Consider the following 15,283-nt stretch of genomic DNA (forward strand, 5'->3'; position numbering starts at 1 on the left):
ACCGATAAGAATTGCGCATACAATCAAGGCCTGAGGAACTGCGATGAACGATAAGCCCGCCCTTTCCAATCTCGCCGCCATCGATGCCGCCCACCACCTTCATCCGTTCTCGGACATGAAGGAGCTGAATGCCAAGGGCACCCGCATCATCGAACGGGCCGAGGGCGTCCACATCTTCGATTCCACCGGCAAGAAATATCTCGATGCCTTTGCCGGCCTCTGGTGCGTCAATGTCGGTTACGGCCGAAAGTCGATTGCCGAAGTCGCCTACCGGCAGATGCAGGAATTGCCCTATTACAACTCCTTCTTCGGCACCACGACGCCGCCGACCACGCTGCTCGCCCAGAAGATCGCCTCGAAGACCGGCGGCAAGATGAGCCGCGTCTTCTTCACCAATTCGGGTTCCGAGGCGACCGATACATGGTTCCGCATCGCCCGTGTCTACTGGAAGGCGCTCGGCAAGCCGGAAAAGACGCAAATCATTGCGCGAAAGAATGCCTATCACGGCTCCACCGTCGCCGGCGCCTCGCTCGGCGGCATGAAACACATGCACGAACAGGGCAACCTGCCGATCGAGGGCGTGCATCATATCGGCCAGCCCTACTGGTATGCCGAGGGCGGTGATCTTTCGCCTGCCGAATTCGGCCTGAAGGTCGCCCGTGAGCTGGAAGCCAAGATCGACGAACTGGGTGAGGATCGCGTCGCCGCCTTCGTTGCCGAACCGATCCAGGGCGCGGGTGGCGTCATCATTCCGCCGGAGACCTATTGGCCGGAGATCGCCCGCATCTGCAAGGCCCGCAACATCCTTCTGGTTTCCGATGAAGTGATCTGCGGCTTCGGTCGCCTCGGTTGCTGGTTCGGCTACCAGCATTTTGGTGTCGAGCCGGATCTTGCGCCGATCGCCAAGGGCCTATCCTCCGGCTATCTGCCGATCGGCGGCGTGCTGGTGTCGGATCGCGTGGCCGAGGTGATGATCAACGAATTCGGTGACTTCGCCCACGGCTTTACCTATTCCGGCCATCCGGTAGCCGCCGCCGCAGCGCTCGAAAACCTCCGCATCATCGAGGAAGAGGGCCTTGTCGAGCGCGTACGCGACGATATTGGTCCGTATTTCGCTTCCGCCTGGAAGAGCCTGGAAGACCACGAGATCGTCGGCCAGGCGGAGAACATCGGCCTGATCGGCGGGCTACAGCTTGCCGCCGATAAATCCACCCGCAGGCGCTACGCCAAGCCGGACGATATCGGCTCATTGGTGCGCAATCACTGCGTCGAGAACGGCCTTATCATGCGCGCCACTGGCGACCGCATGCTGGCCTCACCGGCGCTGACGATCAGCCGTTCGGAAATCGACGAGATGGCAGAAAAGCTGCGGCACGCGCTGGATCATTTGCGTGATACGGTCAAGGAGTGATCGTCACTTCTTGAGGTCTATAACTGCATAGCCGAAGCGATATTGGTCGCCCGGGCGGCCCCATTGATAGGGGTAGCCGACGATCGCGATAGCCTGCGGCTCGACCGTGATGCCCTGCTGGCGCAGATAGTCGGAAAATTCCTCGTCGAAGCTCGGCGGCGGGCTGCCATCGGTCTTGCGCCACACGAGCACGATCCGGTCGAAATCGTTCAGCGACTGCGGTGTCATGCCGGTCGGCGGCCGCTGTGTGAGCACCGGCAGGTCCGGCAGGTTGTAATGCATGTTGCCGCCCAGCTGGCCATCGGAAGCGACGATGACGGTATTGGCGCCTTCCGCCTTTTCGGCCACTGCCCGAGCCAACGAGGAAAGGGGATGTTGACGTATCCGTACTTGCCGCCAATCCGGTCCATCGCCGCCCGACCGAACAGCACGGAAGGGATCAGGACCATGATGATTCCTGCCACGATCCAGAGACGCTTCAGCCCCGGCATGGCAGGCACCTTGGCGGCATCGATCTTGAGCGCGAGATAGAGCGGAGCGACCAGCAGGATCGGTGTGAGCCAGCGGTCGCGCACGTTTTCCAGCCCGGCGAACACGATCATCAGCGCGATCAGCGCCAGTGACAGGGCCAGAATGCGGCCGACAAGACGCGTCCAGGGGCTGCCGGCTTTAACGATCACCATCAGATGCTCGCGATAGACGGCCGCAAAGACGAGGAGCGTCAGGGCCAGAAAGCCCAGCGTGGAAAGGATAAGCGAGCCGAAACCATGCGCGAGGCCTGCAAGGAAGCCGGTATCCTCGTCGACGAGCTTCTTCATCGTATGACCGCCGGCAGCCTGGAAATTGTCGAGAAGCCAGAGGGCATGCGGCGCGATGATGGCGAGTGCCAGTACAGCGGCCGGCTGCAGGCGCCAGTTCAGCGCGACCCTGCGCATGTCGCGGTCCATCAGCACGGCGAGACCGGCAGCGATCGGCACGATGGTGAAATTATACTTGGTGATGCCGCCGATGCCGGTCGCAATGCCGAACAGCAGGAAAGCGACGAAGGACGGCGCCGAAAGCAGCCTGAGCAGCGAATAGAGGAAAAGAGAGGAGCCGAATATCGCCGCGACCGTGTGCGACAGGTCGCGCTGTGCCTCGAAGGAAACCTGCGGAATGGTCAGAAGGCCAAGTGCGGCGATCACCGCCAGCCGCTTGTCGTCCATCACCTGCCGCGCGGCAAGATAGTAGAGGGCGTAGGCGGCAAACAGCATCACGTTCTTGAGGCCCGCCAGCGTCAGGAGCGACATGCCGAAGATATTGATCGCCCCGTGCTGCAGCCAGTTGTAGAAGGGCGGCTGCGAGCCGTAACCGGCCAGCATCCACTGCGACATGAAAGTCTGTTCCGCCTCGTCGAGCTCGAGCCCGTGTGGCAGGATCAGACGTACCGCGATATTGACGGCAAAATAGATTGCCAGAACGACAAGGAGCGTGCGTCCTTCGCCCAGCCGGTCGGCGGCCCAGCGCGCTTGCAACGGGGTATGGGGTGCAACGGACTTGGCTGACTTGGGCAAGGGGTTCTCCGGCGATCAGTCTTGGGCTGGCGGGCGGGACACCCATGCGTAGCTGAAGGCTTCCGTCTTCTGGCCGCGCGAATAGGCATAGGGGACATCCATCACCTTCGGCGAAATGTCGCGGGTATCGACACCTTGATCCTGCAGATAGGCTGCGAGCGCGGCAGGTAGCGTCACGGCATCAGACGTGGGCCATATGACCAGACCTGTCTTCCCGGTGATGCTGTTTGCCTGGACGAAGCTCGACAGGCGAACCTCGGCCTCGGGCGCTGCGATCCGTGCCGCGCCGCCAAGCGCCGCACTCCCTGCAACGATGAAGTCGGGCCCTTCTGGCTGACGGGGCTCGGCGAGGACCTGCCTGATGAAGGTGACCGAAGGCAGGCTGTCCTTGGAATAGCGGTTGATGACGGGCGCGAGCACGTTGCCGGCCGTAAGATAAAGCAGGAAGCCGAAGGCGAGAGCGAGTGACAGCGGCGCCATTCGCGCTACACCGTCGACGCGTCTTGCAAAGCCGCCGGCAGCCTCGATCTTCAGGCAAAGGTAAAGAGGCAGAAGCAACAGGAACGGCGACAGCCACTTCTGGCTGATTGTCGTCGCTCCCATGCCGACCGCGATCAAGCCGATGGCAGCAAGGCAGATGACGAACATGCGGCCGGTCACCCGTGTCCAGACGGTCTCGATATTCCATCCGTCGATGAGGCTGCGCCCGAATGCGATGAACAGGAATGCGATCAGCACCAGCGATCCGGTGACGGCCGCAGACCCGAGTTCCAGGACGCCACTCAGGCGATCCAGTACGACATTGCCGGTTGCCTCGTCGCGCAGGGCGCTGACCGTTCCAGCCGTTGCCGTCTGGAAATTGCCGAGGACCCAGAGTGCGTGCGGCAGGCAGATCAGTCCGGCAATCACGATCGTTACAAACAGCCGACGGTCGAACAGCCGACGGCGCAGCTCCGCCTCCGGCAGGATGGCGAGCAGGGCCGCTACGGGCAGAACGACGAAATTATACTTGGAGATCGCCCCGATGCCGATCGCCACACCGGTCAGCGCATAGCGCCAGAGGGTTGGCCGCGTCAGGGCGCCGAAGAAAGCGTACAGGAAGAAGGAGACGGCAAACAGGGTGGCGACCGCATGGCTGAGGTCGCGTTGAGCCAGTATCGTCACGGTCGGCAGCGCGAGCACGCCTAGCATGGCGGCGGCGGAAAGCTCCTTCCGCTCGCTGAGTTGCCGGGCAGCAAGCCCATAGAACAGGCAGGCGAGAAAAAGCAGACCGTTCTTTACCAGCGAGAGCGCGAAGATCGATGGGCCGATCAGGTGGATGACGCCATATTGCAGCCAGTTGTAGAACGGCGGCTGGCGACCATATCCCCAGAGCAGAAACTGCGACTGGAAGAGCTGTTCTGCCTCGTCGCTCTGCAGGCCATCGGTGCGCAGCACGCGCACGAGGATCGCGACCAGATAATAGGCCGCGATCAGCCAGAGCACGCGCTCCGGTCGGGCTATGAGCGCGTCACGAATGCGACGCATCGCCCTCGAAGACCTCTCGAACGATGTAGCTGAGGGCGGTGTCTTCCCGGTAATAGGTGCGGGCGATCATTTCGGCCAGGATGCCGGTGGTGATCATCTGAACGGCGGACAAAAACAGCATGACGCCGATCATGAACAGCGGACGGGTGCCGATGTCGTTGCCCATGATGAACTTGTCGATAAACAGATAGAACAGGATCAATGCCGACAGCGCGCCGAGGCCAAGGCCCAGTGAGCCGAAGAAATGACCCGGCCGCGCCTTGAAGCGCATGAAGAACATCACCGACAGAAGATCGAGAATGACCCGGAATGTGCGGGAAATGCCGTATTTGGACACGCCGTGCTGGCGCGCGTGGTGGGTCACCGGCATTTCGCCGATCCGCGAGCTCGGCACGACGCCCGCTACCCAGGCCGGGATGAAGCGGTGCATCTCGCCCATCAGCTTCACCTGCTTGATGACCGCCGAACGATAGATCTTCAGCGAGCAGCCATAGTCGTGCAGGCGCACGCCGGTGATGCGGCCGATCAGCCGGTTGGCGATGAACGAGGGAACCTTGCGCAGCAACAGGCCATCCTGGCGGTTCTTGCGCCAGCCGACCAGCAGGTCGAGTTCGCGGCGCTCGAGCTCCGCCACCATGGTGGGAATGTCCTTGGGATCGTTCTGCAGGTCGCCGTCGAGCGTCGCGATCAGCCGGCCCTGGGCCTGGTTGATGCCGGCCTGCATGGCGGCCGTCTGGCCGAAATTGCGCTGAAGTGCGACGATCTTGAGGTCGAGGCCCGGCCGGCCTATGGCCGTCTTGGCATTGACGACGGTCGCATCCGTGCTGCCGTCGTCAACGAGGATCAGTTCCCAGCTTTGCGGATAGGCGGCCATCGAGGCGACGATCCGCTCGATCAGCGGGCCGACGCTTTCCTCTTCGTTGAAGAGCGGCACGACCAGCGACAGTTCGACCGGGTTGGGCGTCTCGACGAGGCGGGTGACCGACTCTGCTGTTGTACGCACCTTGTGTTTCTCCTAGAAGCGGGGTCGCAGAGCGGCATCGAAAAGGATGCCCGTTTCATGTTGATCGACCCGAAATATCGTATTGGGGCTCCTAGTATATGAAGAATTATCCCGTTGCCAGCCGCAGAGCATGGATAATTCGTAATGCTATGACGCTCCTGACGCTCGCGATCGTTATCCTCTACGCCGCCTTCATCCAGTGGGTATGGGGCTGGGGAAGTGTGCTGGCACTGTGGGAGGCGGCCGGTCTCGGCTCCGCGCTTGCGGCCCTTCTTGCGCTTCTTGCCACCTATGTTTTGCGCACCTGGCGTATCTATGATTACTTCCCGAAGGAGACCGGCGGACGTTTCGGCACGCTGCTGCGCCTGACCCAGGTCCACAATCTTTTGAACATCATGCTGCCTTTCCGGTCAGGCGAAGCGAGCTTCCCGTTGCTGATGAAACGCGAATTCGACCTGCCGCTCGCCCGCGGCACGGCAGCGCTTTTCGTCATGCGGCTCTTTGACCTGCACGCGCTGCTCGCTGCAGCGGGCATCGGTCTCGTGCTGCAGACCGGTGACCAGGGTGGGGCACTTTGGGCCAGGGGCTGTGGCTGCTCTTCCTTATCCTGCCTGCAGTCGGATTTGCGCTGCGCGGCTGGGCGTTGAAGCTCGGGGCCAGGATGCTCCCGGCAAAGGCGGACAAGCTGCTGGCCGAAATCGAGGCGGGTTTGCCCAACGATGCCAAGGCCTTTGCCCGCGCCTGGGGTGCCACGCTGATCAACTGGTTCACAAAGATCGCCGTACTCGCCTGGGTGCTCGCCCTGTTGGGCGGACTTTCGATCGGTCCGGGCTTCGGCGGTGCGCTCGGCGGCGAGTTATCTTCCGTCCTGCCGGTCCATGCACCGGCGGGCGTCGGCACCTATCCCGCCGGCATCAGCGCCGGCGCCATCGCTTTCGGCGCCCCCGCAACCGGCCTGCCACTGGAAGAACTCGGCCAGGCGGCGGTCAACACGCACCTGTTGGTGATCGTGTCATCGCTGATCGGCACCGCGTTGTCGCTGTTTACGGCGAGAGGGAAGGGGTAGGGGCTATGCGAGCTTCAGGCCTAGATGCTCGGCCATCGGCAGATAGTCCTTGTCCCTTTGAAGAAGACTGTACCCGTGCTCGATGCAATAGGTGCCGATAATAAGGTCAGGCGTCTTGTAGACGGTCTTGCCGCGCTCCCTCAGTATCCGATAGTGCCGCGCAGCTTTGATGGCGAGATCGGTGGAGAGCATCGGTACCAAGAAAAATTTCTCGATCTCCCGACGGACATTTTCCGCGTGCCGCTCGTTTCGCGCACCGCGTAGCACTTCCAGAAGTACGATGTCGCCGATCAAGATGGGGGTGCGCGCCTTCAGGTTTTCCTGAAGTGCAACCGTCTCAGGCGTCTCCATGTCTCGGAATCTGTCAATTAAGATCGAGCTGTCGACGACGATCATTCCGCCGCGTCTTGGTGATCGGGAAGAAGCGGCTCGTCCGGATCGATATCACGACGCATTTCGTCCAGATCGCCTTCCCAGCCTATGCCCCTCAGATTTTCCCATGCCTGTAGGCGGCCATAGTGAGCAGCCAACTCCTTCAAGGCTTCATTGACGACAGCCTTTTTAGTCGAAAGCCCAGACAATGCCATCGCCTCGTTGAGTACTGACTCATCGATATCAATCGTGATGCGCATCGGAAAACCTCGGTGATTAGCGCGAAACTCATACACTAACTCGGGTTTTCTCACAACGTCACTGGAACGCCGTCTCGTAAAAGCTTCTGAGCTTGCGCGAATGCAGCGTCTCCGTCGGCATGGCGGCGAGCTTCTGCACGGCGCGTATGCCGATCTGCAGGTGCTGGCTGACCTGGCTACGGTAGAAGGCGGTCGCCATGCCTGGCAGCTTGAGTTCGCCATGCAGCGGCCGGTCGGAGACGCAGAGCAGCGTGCCGTAGGGCACGCGGAAGCGGAAGCCATTGGCCGCAATCGTCGCCGATTCCATGTCGAGCGCAATGGCGCGGGACTGGGAGAGGCGCTTCACCGGGCCTGCCTGGTCGCGCAGTTCCCAGTTGCGATTGTCGATGGTCGCGACGGTACCTGTGCGCATGATCCGCTTCAGCTCGAAGCCTTCGTAACCGGTGACTTCCTCCACGGCGCTTTCCAGTGCCTGTTGCACCTCGGCGAGTGCCGGGATCGGCACCCATACCGGTAGGTCGTCGTCGAGAACATGGTCCTCCCGGACATAGGCATGAGCGAGCACATAGTCGCCGAGCCGCTGGCTGTTGCGCAGGCCGGCGCAGTGGCCGACCATCAGCCAGGCATGCGGACGCAGCACGGCGATGTGGTCGGTGATCGTCTTGGCGTTTGAGGGGCCGACGCCGATATTGACCAGCGTGATGCCCGAATGATCATCCTTTTTCAGGTGATAGGCCGGCATCTGCGGCATGCGCGTGATCGGCGCGGTCTCGGGCTTGTCGCTGCCAGCAAGCGTTATGACGTTGCCGGGTTCGACAAAGGCCGTGTAGCCTTCGCCGCCATCCGCCATCATCTTGCGTGCCCAGGCGGCAAACTCGTCGATATAGAACTGGTAGTTGGTGAAGAGCACGAAATTCTGGAAATGCTCGGCACCCGTCGCCGTGTAGTGGCTGAGGCGGGCCAGTGAATAGTCGATGCGCTGCGCGGTGAAGGGCGCGAGCGGTGCCGGCTCGCCGGCCGGCGCCTCGTATTCGCCATTGGCGATCAGGTCGTCGGTATTGTTGAGATCCGGCGTGTCGAACAGATCGCGCATCGGGATGTCGGCCATCGCATTGCTGACCGAAGCCTCGACATGGGCACCTTCACCGAAGGCGAAATGCAAAGGGATCGGCGTCGCCGATTCCGACACGATCAGCGGAACGCTGTGATTGCGCATCAACAAATCGAGCTGCTCGATCAGGTAATGGCGAAAGAGTTTCGGACGCGTAATCGTCGTCGTGTAGACGCCTGGCGCGGTCACATGGCCGTAAGAGAGGCGTGAATCCGCGTGACCGAAAGAGGTCGTTTCGATCGAGACCTGCGGATAGCAGGCCCGGTAGCGACCGGTCACGGCCGCACCTTTGGCAAGGGCGCCGAAGGCTTCGATGAGGAAGCCGGTATTGCGCTCGTAAAGCGCCGTCAGTGCATCCACGGCATCGACCGCATTGTCGAAAACCTGCGGCTCGACGGCCTTAGGGCTGATGAAGGAAAGGGGGAAAGGGAAGAGATTCTGCGTGTTCATGCGCCATTATAGGTGGAACTTCATGACAATCAATCGACGATAACATGCATCACGGTGGCGTCCTTGCCAGTAGTACCCAATTCCACGGAAGTGGCTCGCGATCGCGTTTCTCTGGCTAACCCGTAACCGGATTTCGTGGGAGATTTGCCGAAGTGCTGGCATCGGCGGGCCCGGTAACGATCGCTATCACGAGGCATTGATGAAATGGCTGTTGATTGTGTTGGAACGCTAAAATGTTGTTTTTAATGTTTTTTCTGGAACGATCTTTGGCTGTGCGGGGTTGCCCTATCGCTCCCTGTGAGCAGAAGTTGTCAGGAAAGGACCAAAGATGAAAAATAGACTCGTTCTTGCTCTCGCAACCTTTATCTCGGGCTCGTCCTTGGCAGGTGCCGCCTATGCGCAATCCGCATTCGAGATGGCACCGGTAGCCAAGGATGTTTCAGTCGTTTTCCTCCCGCCGGCATCAGATGACGCGTCGGACAATGCGGTTCCCTATCAGGTTCGCAATCCTTCTCCCCAGATGATCTCCGAGGCTCAGGACGAAATCCAGTCGGACGCAGCCCTTTACGCCAGCCTCGAGGCGCAGGATGTGCAGACGGATAATGTCGTCGCCATCAGCACAGCCGGAAACGGCGACAGGGTCGTTTACGTCAGGTAAATCCTGGACGGCGCCGCGCCCACATCACAAAGCCCGGCCTAGCGGCCGGGTTTTCCCACGTCGAGCCAGCCTTAAAACACTGTGACACACTGGCTGGAGAGGCTGAGGCCAAGGCTCCCGGCGGGGCAGGCCATATTGCGCGGGTTATGTATTGCCAACGCGGCGAAGGAGATCGCGAAGATCGACATCATCAGCGTGAGAATGGTAAGGCGGCGGGCGATGGTCGGCATGATCTTGTCCCCGTTTCAATAGGGGCAGAATAATGGCGTTGAGCTGTATGAAGACTGAGCGCTCAATTCATTGTCTGTTCAGGGAGCGCCGATACTTCGGGTTGAAACGTCGGTGAAACCCTTCAGACAAAAGGAAACTGCCGGACACAAGGCCCGGCAGTCGAGATAGTGGTCAGATGAGGGCCCCGTTAACAGGATGTGCCATTCGCCATCCTGTCAGGCGAAGTCGTGGTTGACGAGCCGCTCATGCTGCCGGTGGTGCCGCAGTTCGTGCCCGGCTTATCGCCCTGCATATCCTGACTGTCCTGATTGCTCATGCCGGAATTGCCATTGATGCTGTTGGTCGTGCTGCCGTCGAGATGCGTCGGGCTGCCGCTCGTGCCGTCCGCATTGCCCATCGATGACGCACCGGTGCCTTGGGTCGTGCCGGTTCCTGTCGCAGTTCCGGATGATGATCCGCCGCCCGAGCTTCCGGATTGCGCAAGCTGCGCCGCCGGCGGCAAGTCCGATGGATAGGGCGGTAACGGTGAAGAGCTTGGACATCATGTCTGCCTCCTGTGCGTTGGCATGGTCTCCGGTGCCGCCTCGTGCAGACATCGGAGCTTGCCTGATCCCAACGATAGGGGTGCAGCCTGTTCCACCTCGCCGACAATCTTTTCAGTCACCGCTGAAACACGGCGACCGTCGGGCGCGACGCGTGGGACGGTATATATGGCGGGCAAACCGCCCGCCATATGCGGCCTAGAGCCGTGTCCAGGTCTGCGACTTGCAGAGAACCTTCAACACGCAGCCCTTCATCTTCAGGGCGTTGCCGGTCACTTCTCCCGAGCCGCTATAGGTCTTGTCGGTTTCCGGGTCGGTGATCTCGCCCGAATAGCTGTCGCCGCTGCCGGACATGCGGCCGATCTGTTTGCCCGCATGCTTGCCGCTCTTCAGCGTCACGCAATAGGCGGAGCCGCATTTGCCGATTTCGGCGGTCGCGCCGCTCTGGGTCTTCCAGCTCCCTCGATCGGCTCGGCCGCAAGCGCCCCAACCGCGCTTGTCAGCAACAGCGCCACGGCGGCCAGTGTCATTTTCATGAGATCTCCTCCTCAGATCCAAAACACGTCGATATGGCCACCGTCCTCCCGAGAAGGTGGCTACGCGAACGCTAGCTTACCTGCACGTAAAGGTAAAGGTGGTCGAGCCTTACTTTGGCGACGGAAATGCCCGGCAATTTAAACGGCAGCAGCAAATGAAGCGAAAAACATGCTGAACAAAGGGTTTAGATCCAAATCCTAATGTTTCGTGAACAAGTTCGCAAAACCCTTAACAGGCAGGGGACGTGGTGCTTAACGAAAACTCAAATTTACGAAGCATTTGAACTTTGTTTTCCGCAAGTTAAGCATTCTTTTTAGCGGGATTTTCGAACCTTTGCGGCACATTGGGCTCATCAAACGAGCGGAATAACCGCCGACCCGAAGGACTGAAACAAACCGCGTTAGACGGTGGTCCCAAGGGAGATGAACAGGGCAGAAGAACAAGTCTTAAACAGGGATCAAAACCGATGGCACGCTTTGAAATTTCGATGACTGAAATGGCCACCATGGGTGGCGATGCCCGCGCAGAAGCTCTCTGCGACATGGGTCTGATGTATGCAACGGGCCGCGGGGTCGATGTCGACCTCGTGTCCGCCCACAAGTGGCTGAACATTGCCGCGATCAAGGGCTCCGACCGCGCCGCCGAGTTGCGCGCCGATCTCGCCCAGACGATGAGCAAGATGCAGCTGGCGGAGGCGCTGCGCGCCGCCCGCGAATGGATGACCGTGCACTGAGCACGCAGTGACTATTCATCCGCTCCGAAAAGAGAGCGGAAAGCCAATCAAAGAGGAAGCGCGCGTCCGACCGGGCGTGACGACAATTCGAGACCGCGACCGGCAGAAACAAGGCCGGCGCGGTCTTTTGCTTTTAGTCCTTGCGATCGAACTCTTCGCGCGCGGCGCGGACCGCATCGTAATTCTCCACCCCCAGATCCAGACGTTGCAGAAGGCGGCGCCGAGTGTGAGGCCGAGCGGCGACAGTCTGTATTCGACCTTCGGCGGGACGGAAGGATAGAGTGTGCGGATGACCAGCCCGTCGCGCTCCATCCGGCGCAGCGTCTGGGTCAGCATCTTCTGGCTGATGCCCTCGACATGGCGCGCCAGTTCGGAAAAGCGCAGCGTGCCTTCATCCCAGAGGGTATCGAGGATCACGACGGTCCACTTGTCGGCAAATCCGGAGATCATTCCCCGAACCATATCCTCGACGCCGGGATCGACATTCTTGGGGTAATCGCGCGCCTTGTAGGATTGCGCACGAAAAAGTTCCTCGGGCGTGAACACGGATCTCGTTCGGTTTTCCCATTTCTTCCCCGCAGGTAAGTACGATACTTCGAAGTGCCTACTTTCCGTAGGAGAGTTAGTCAACAATAGTTTGTGCGTACTGTCTCTCACGAAAAACAGGCGAGAAGTACAGGGTCGGCTCATCGAGCGCGGCAAACACGAAAAATGCAGGCGTCACGCACCGGCGGGAACCCTTTCCGCCGGAACGGTGGCGGCTGTTCTTGAAAAACACCAGGGAAGGTAATGATGGACGATAAGACTCAGAAATCGGTTCTCTCGCGCAGGACGGTTCTTTCGGCCGCCGCAATCGCTCCGGCCGTCGTCGCGGCTGCTTCCGCCGGCACCGCGCGGGCTCAACAGTTCGAGACGGTGGATAAGGTCGCGATCGTCACCGGCTCCTCACGCGGCATCGGTGCTGCGACGGCGAAGCGCCTCGCCAGGGATGGCTTCAAGGTGGTCGTCAACTGCCGGGTCAACCGGGATCTCGCAGCCGGCGTCGTCCGTGACATCGAGGCAGAGGGTGGTCAGGCCGTCTGGGAACAGGCCGATATCCGCGATCCGGCCGCCGTGCGTCGCCTATTTGATGTGGCCGAGCAGAATTTCGGAGGCATCGATGTCGCCGTCGCTAATGCCGGCGTCATGAACCTCGCACCCTTCGGCGAGATGACCGACGAGGCTTTCGACGTGATGGTCGATACCAATGTGAAGGGCAGCTTCAACACGCTGCGCGAAGCGGCAAGGCGTCTGCGTGACGGCGGCCGCATCGTCGCCACCTCGTCGAGCATCGTGCAGCTGCGCTCTCCGACCTACGGCCCCTATGCCGCGAGCAAGGGCGCGATGGAAATCTACGCCAACATCCTGGCCAAGGAACTTTCCGGCCGGAAGATTTCCGTCAATGCGATCGCGCCGGGCCTCGTCGCAACCTCGCTCTTCCTCGATGGCAAGACGGACGAGCAGGTCGCGGGCTTTGCCCAGCGCACCCCGCATGGCCGCATCGGCGAACCGACGGATATCGCCGCCACCGTCGCCTTCCTCTGCAGCCCGGACGGCTGGTGGGTCAACGGCCAGACGCTCTACACCAATGGCGGCGTCGTCTGACGGCAGAACTGCCACGGAACGAAAGAGGCCGGGCGCTTATGTGCCCGGCCTTTATCCTTAGAGCGACTTCAGTACCTGGGGCAGGGCCGCTTCGAGAAGCGCCATGTCTGCTTCCGGTCCGGCGCTGACGCGGATGCAGCGGTTGAGAGGTGCGACGCCCGGCATGCGGATGAAGACACCGTGCTTCAACAGGCCATCGACGATGGCGCGCGCGTAAACCGCGTCGCGCCCGCAGTCGACGGCGACGAAATTGGTGGCAGACGGCAGGGCCTGCAGTCCGTTCACCGAGGCAATCGCGGCGATCCGGTCGCGCGACGCCTGGATCCTGCCGACGACGTCCGTGAGATAGGCCTGGTCCTTCATGGCAGCGGTTGCCGCCGCGACGGCGACGCGGTTCATGCCGAAATGGTTGCGGATCTTGTCGAAGGCCTTTGCCGTGCCTTCCGTGCTGATCGCATAGCCGACGCGCGCGCCGGCAAGCCCGTAGGCCTTGGAGAAGGTGCGGGTGCGGATGACGTTCGGCATGTCGATCAGCGCGTCGATCGACGGCATGGCACCGGCCGGTCCGGTTTCGCAATAGGCCTCGTCGAGAATCAGCAGCGTCGTCTCCGGCAGGGCCTTGGCGAAGGAGACGATGCTGTCGGCATCCCACCAGCTGCCCATCGGATTGTCCGGATTGGCGAAATAGACCAGCGGCGGGTTTTCCCGGCGCACGGCATCGAGCAATCCGTTGAGATCCTCGCGGTCGTTGACGTAAGGCACCGTCACCAGCCGGCCGCCATGGCCGACGACATGGAAGTTGAAGGTCGGATAGGCGCCGAACGAGGTCACGACCGGCAGGCCCGGATCGATGACCAACCGAACGATCTGGCCGAGAAGGCTGTCTATGCCTTCGCCGATCGCAAGATTTCCCGGCCGACATCCAAGATGCACCGCCAGCGCCGCCTTCAGATCGAAATTTTCCGGATCCGCGTATTTCCAGGTTCCCGTCGACGCTTCCGCCATCGCCGCGATCACCGAAGGCGCGGGGCCGAAACCGTTTTCGTTCGCGCCGATCCGCGCCTTGACGGGAGAACCGCTGCTGCGTTCCAGCGCTTCGGGGCCGACGAAGGGAACGGTCGAGGGGAGGGAGGCGATAAGTGGGGTGAAACGGGAAAATGCAGGCATGGCAGGCGTGTCCGGTTGAAAGCCGGCACACAATAGAAAGCTTTGGCCGCAGTGCAAGTGCGGCCTTTTCCTTCTCGGTTCGACCGGCAAAAGCTTTTTCGCTCACGATGCCTTGTGAGACAGTCGACAAATTCAGTGAGTGCAAATCAAGGATGATGCAACTTTAACGAATGTGAAAATCATAGAGCAAGCATCTGCCTGTAAGATCAGACGATGAGTAAGTTTCCGCTTATCGTGATTGGTGCAAGTCTGGCCGCGTTCATGGCAACCGGGGGCATACGGTGCTTCCTGTCGCCGCGAAATACATTAAGCCGAATGTCAGCTCCTCCTGCCGTATAAAGGGCAATGTCTCCATCAATACCGGCGAGAGAATCTACCACGTCCCGGGACAGACTTATTACGACGATACCAGGATCAGCTTTCAATACGGCGAGCGATGGTTCTGCACCGAAGCGGAGGCTCGCGCCGCCGGCTGGCGACGCTCGCGGACATAGGGCATTCGGCTTGTCCTGCCCGCTTAATGGCTCGTCTCGAAACTTAGTCGGATGACGTGATGAAGGAATTCCGCGTCGATCAGCATGTTGAAGCTGACCGTCACCTTCTCCTCCTCGCGTGAGACGACCGTGCAGCCGATATCGTCGCGAATCCCGAGAATGTTGAGGAAGAAGTTCGTCGGCACCGGCACATGCGGGCTGACATCCAGTTCGGCGCCCTGAAGCGAAATCGTGCGAATGAGGCAGCGGATCGAGGTCGTGGTGCTGAGGTGGTGGCCGACGAGCACGACCTTGCCGGGGCGATCGATCGTGAACTTTTCGAACCGGCGCTCGGCGGCTGCTCCCGTCTTGGGGTCTGTTTCGGTATCGGTCTTCTGCAATGCCGGGGCCATTTTTTCCTCCTCTTTCTCTCCCATGGATGTGACTTTATTCCTTCCTCCGCTGACGCATTCTGAAACGGATTGGTAAATTTTTATCGAGCCGCGACATTTTGGCGTAGCTCAAATGGGACGCGTAGACGACAT

17 protein-coding genes and 2 pseudogenes are annotated in these 15,283 nt (G+C 60.7%); 6 read left to right on the forward strand and 13 right to left on the reverse strand.

Annotated elements, in window-relative coordinates:
* Positions 1 to 43: 43 nt before the first annotated feature.
* Entirely contained in the window at positions 44 to 1,411 is a 1,368-nt protein-coding gene (locus tag N7E02_RS21890) for an aspartate aminotransferase family protein (protein WP_286579711.1), read from the forward strand.
* A gap of 3 nt (positions 1,412 to 1,414) precedes the next feature.
* Here N7E02_RS21890 and N7E02_RS21895 read toward each other — a convergent pair whose 3' ends face one another.
* The 4 genes from N7E02_RS21895 to N7E02_RS21910 are packed head-to-tail and all read right to left on the reverse strand — an operon-like array spanning position 1,415 to position 5,494.
* Complete coding sequence (locus tag N7E02_RS21895; protein WP_286579712.1) at positions 1,415 to 1,666, reverse strand: hypothetical protein; 252 nt, start codon at positions 1,664 to 1,666, stop codon at positions 1,415 to 1,417.
* On the reverse strand, positions 1,636 to 2,964 hold the full coding sequence (locus N7E02_RS21900; protein WP_286579713.1) for an ArnT family glycosyltransferase: 1,329 nt from the start codon (positions 2,962 to 2,964) through the stop codon (positions 1,636 to 1,638). The genes N7E02_RS21895 and N7E02_RS21900 overlap by 31 nt, the downstream gene beginning before the upstream one ends.
* A gap of 15 nt (positions 2,965 to 2,979) precedes the next feature.
* Positions 2,980 to 4,491: an ArnT family glycosyltransferase gene (locus tag N7E02_RS21905; RefSeq protein WP_286579714.1), complete on the reverse strand. Its 1,512-nt coding sequence runs from the start codon at positions 4,489 to 4,491 to the stop codon at positions 2,980 to 2,982.
* A complete protein-coding gene (locus N7E02_RS21910; RefSeq protein ID WP_286579715.1) occupies positions 4,475 to 5,494 on the reverse strand; it encodes a glycosyltransferase family 2 protein in 1,020 nt (339 codons plus the stop codon). The genes N7E02_RS21905 and N7E02_RS21910 overlap by 17 nt, the downstream gene beginning before the upstream one ends.
* A 98-nt stretch (positions 5,495 to 5,592) precedes the next feature.
* On the opposite strand from N7E02_RS21910, the pseudogene N7E02_RS30120 reads away from it, so the two are divergent.
* Positions 5,593 to 6,560, forward strand: a pseudogene (locus tag N7E02_RS30120) (lysylphosphatidylglycerol synthase transmembrane domain-containing protein).
* Between the two features lie 3 nt (positions 6,561 to 6,563).
* On the opposite strand, the gene vapC reads toward N7E02_RS30120, so the two are convergent.
* Genes vapC through amn form a run of 3 tightly spaced genes read right to left on the reverse strand, consistent with a single transcriptional unit; the run spans position 6,564 to position 8,753 of the window.
* Positions 6,564 to 6,956 (reverse strand): type II toxin-antitoxin system VapC family toxin, encoded by a 393-nt coding sequence (gene vapC / locus N7E02_RS21925; protein ID WP_286579719.1) that lies wholly within the window; start codon positions 6,954 to 6,956, stop codon positions 6,564 to 6,566.
* On the reverse strand, positions 6,953 to 7,192 hold the full coding sequence (locus N7E02_RS21930; RefSeq protein ID WP_286579720.1) for a type II toxin-antitoxin system VapB family antitoxin: 240 nt from the start codon (positions 7,190 to 7,192) through the stop codon (positions 6,953 to 6,955). The genes vapC and N7E02_RS21930 overlap by 4 nt, the downstream gene beginning before the upstream one ends.
* Before the next feature lie 58 nt (positions 7,193 to 7,250).
* A complete protein-coding gene (amn, locus tag N7E02_RS21935; protein ID WP_286579722.1) occupies positions 7,251 to 8,753 on the reverse strand; it encodes an AMP nucleosidase in 1,503 nt (500 codons plus the stop codon).
* 328 nt (positions 8,754 to 9,081) lie between these two features.
* Here amn and N7E02_RS21940 point away from each other — a divergent pair, with 328 nt between their 5' ends.
* The gene (locus N7E02_RS21940) at positions 9,082 to 9,411 is read left to right on the forward strand and encodes a hypothetical protein (RefSeq protein WP_286579724.1); all 330 of its coding nucleotides are present in this window, start codon (positions 9,082 to 9,084) and stop codon (positions 9,409 to 9,411) included.
* 71 nt (positions 9,412 to 9,482) lie between these two features.
* On the opposite strand, the gene N7E02_RS21945 is transcribed toward N7E02_RS21940, so the two are convergent.
* The 3 genes and pseudogenes from N7E02_RS21945 to N7E02_RS21955 form a co-directional block, all read right to left on the reverse strand.
* On the reverse strand, positions 9,483 to 9,641 hold the full coding sequence (locus N7E02_RS21945) for a hypothetical protein (protein ID WP_286579725.1): 159 nt from the start codon (positions 9,639 to 9,641) through the stop codon (positions 9,483 to 9,485).
* 188 nt (positions 9,642 to 9,829) lie between these two features.
* Entirely contained in the window at positions 9,830 to 10,039 is a 210-nt protein-coding gene (locus tag N7E02_RS21950) for a hypothetical protein (protein WP_286579727.1), read from the reverse strand.
* Between the two features lie 343 nt (positions 10,040 to 10,382).
* Positions 10,383 to 10,720: pseudogene (locus tag N7E02_RS21955) on the reverse strand (DUF2147 domain-containing protein).
* Between the two features lie 467 nt (positions 10,721 to 11,187).
* Between N7E02_RS21955 and N7E02_RS21960 the strand changes: the two are divergent.
* A complete protein-coding gene (locus tag N7E02_RS21960) occupies positions 11,188 to 11,454 on the forward strand; it encodes an SEL1-like repeat protein (RefSeq protein WP_286579728.1) in 267 nt (88 codons plus the stop codon).
* Positions 11,455 to 11,469: 15 nt separating this feature from the next.
* Here N7E02_RS21960 and N7E02_RS29880 read toward each other — a convergent pair whose 3' ends face one another.
* Positions 11,470 to 12,000, reverse strand: a complete 531-nt coding sequence (locus tag N7E02_RS29880) for a winged helix-turn-helix transcriptional regulator (RefSeq protein WP_353622842.1) — start codon at positions 11,998 to 12,000, stop codon at positions 11,470 to 11,472.
* A 246-nt stretch (positions 12,001 to 12,246) separates the two neighbouring features.
* Here N7E02_RS29880 and N7E02_RS21970 point away from each other — a divergent pair, with 246 nt between their 5' ends.
* On the forward strand, positions 12,247 to 13,098 hold the full coding sequence (locus N7E02_RS21970) for an SDR family oxidoreductase (RefSeq protein ID WP_374730651.1): 852 nt from the start codon (positions 12,247 to 12,249) through the stop codon (positions 13,096 to 13,098).
* A gap of 57 nt (positions 13,099 to 13,155) precedes the next feature.
* Here N7E02_RS21970 and N7E02_RS21975 read toward each other — a convergent pair whose 3' ends face one another.
* Positions 13,156 to 14,265, reverse strand: coding sequence for a pyridoxal phosphate-dependent aminotransferase (locus tag N7E02_RS21975; protein ID WP_286579730.1), 1,110 nt, complete (start codon positions 14,263 to 14,265; stop codon positions 13,156 to 13,158).
* Between the two features lie 281 nt (positions 14,266 to 14,546).
* On the opposite strand from N7E02_RS21975, the gene N7E02_RS30235 reads away from it, so the two are divergent.
* Positions 14,547 to 14,759 (forward strand): sunset domain-containing protein, encoded by a 213-nt coding sequence (locus N7E02_RS30235; protein ID WP_445344460.1) that lies wholly within the window; start codon positions 14,547 to 14,549, stop codon positions 14,757 to 14,759.
* 23 nt (positions 14,760 to 14,782) lie between these two features.
* On the opposite strand, the gene N7E02_RS21980 is transcribed toward N7E02_RS30235, so the two are convergent.
* Entirely contained in the window at positions 14,783 to 15,151 is a 369-nt protein-coding gene (locus tag N7E02_RS21980) for a PilZ domain-containing protein (protein WP_286579732.1), read from the reverse strand.
* Positions 15,152 to 15,283 lie beyond the last annotated feature (132 nt).

The organism is Terrirhizobium terrae, from assembly GCF_030323265.1.
GTDB lineage: Bacteria > Pseudomonadota > Alphaproteobacteria > Rhizobiales > Rhizobiaceae > Neorhizobium.

Excerpts from the sequence above, each read along its gene's own strand:
- N7E02_RS21975 (WP_286579730.1), bottom strand. The coding sequence starts at position 14,265 with ATGCCTGCATTTTCCCGTTTCACCCCACTTATCGCCTCCCTCCCCTCG.
- N7E02_RS21940 (WP_286579724.1), top strand. The coding sequence starts at position 9,082 with ATGAAAAATAGACTCGTTCTTGCTCTCGCAACCTTTATCTCGGGCTCG.
- N7E02_RS21960 (WP_286579728.1), top strand. The coding sequence starts at position 11,188 with ATGGCACGCTTTGAAATTTCGATGACTGAAATGGCCACCATGGGTGGC.
- N7E02_RS21890 (WP_286579711.1), top strand. The coding sequence starts at position 44 with ATGAACGATAAGCCCGCCCTTTCCAATCTCGCCGCCATCGATGCCGCC.
- vapC (WP_286579719.1), bottom strand. The coding sequence starts at position 6,956 with ATGATCGTCGTCGACAGCTCGATCTTAATTGACAGATTCCGAGACATG.
- N7E02_RS21930 (WP_286579720.1), bottom strand. The coding sequence starts at position 7,192 with ATGCGCATCACGATTGATATCGATGAGTCAGTACTCAACGAGGCGATG.
- N7E02_RS21970 (WP_374730651.1), top strand. The coding sequence starts at position 12,247 with ATGGACGATAAGACTCAGAAATCGGTTCTCTCGCGCAGGACGGTTCTT.
- N7E02_RS21950 (WP_286579727.1), bottom strand. The coding sequence starts at position 10,039 with ATGGGCAATGCGGACGGCACGAGCGGCAGCCCGACGCATCTCGACGGC.
- N7E02_RS21945 (WP_286579725.1), bottom strand. The coding sequence starts at position 9,641 with ATGCCGACCATCGCCCGCCGCCTTACCATTCTCACGCTGATGATGTCG.
- N7E02_RS21905 (WP_286579714.1), bottom strand. The coding sequence starts at position 4,491 with ATGCGTCGCATTCGTGACGCGCTCATAGCCCGACCGGAGCGCGTGCTC.
- amn (WP_286579722.1), bottom strand. The coding sequence starts at position 8,753 with ATGAACACGCAGAATCTCTTCCCTTTCCCCCTTTCCTTCATCAGCCCT.
- N7E02_RS21980 (WP_286579732.1), bottom strand. The coding sequence starts at position 15,151 with ATGGCCCCGGCATTGCAGAAGACCGATACCGAAACAGACCCCAAGACG.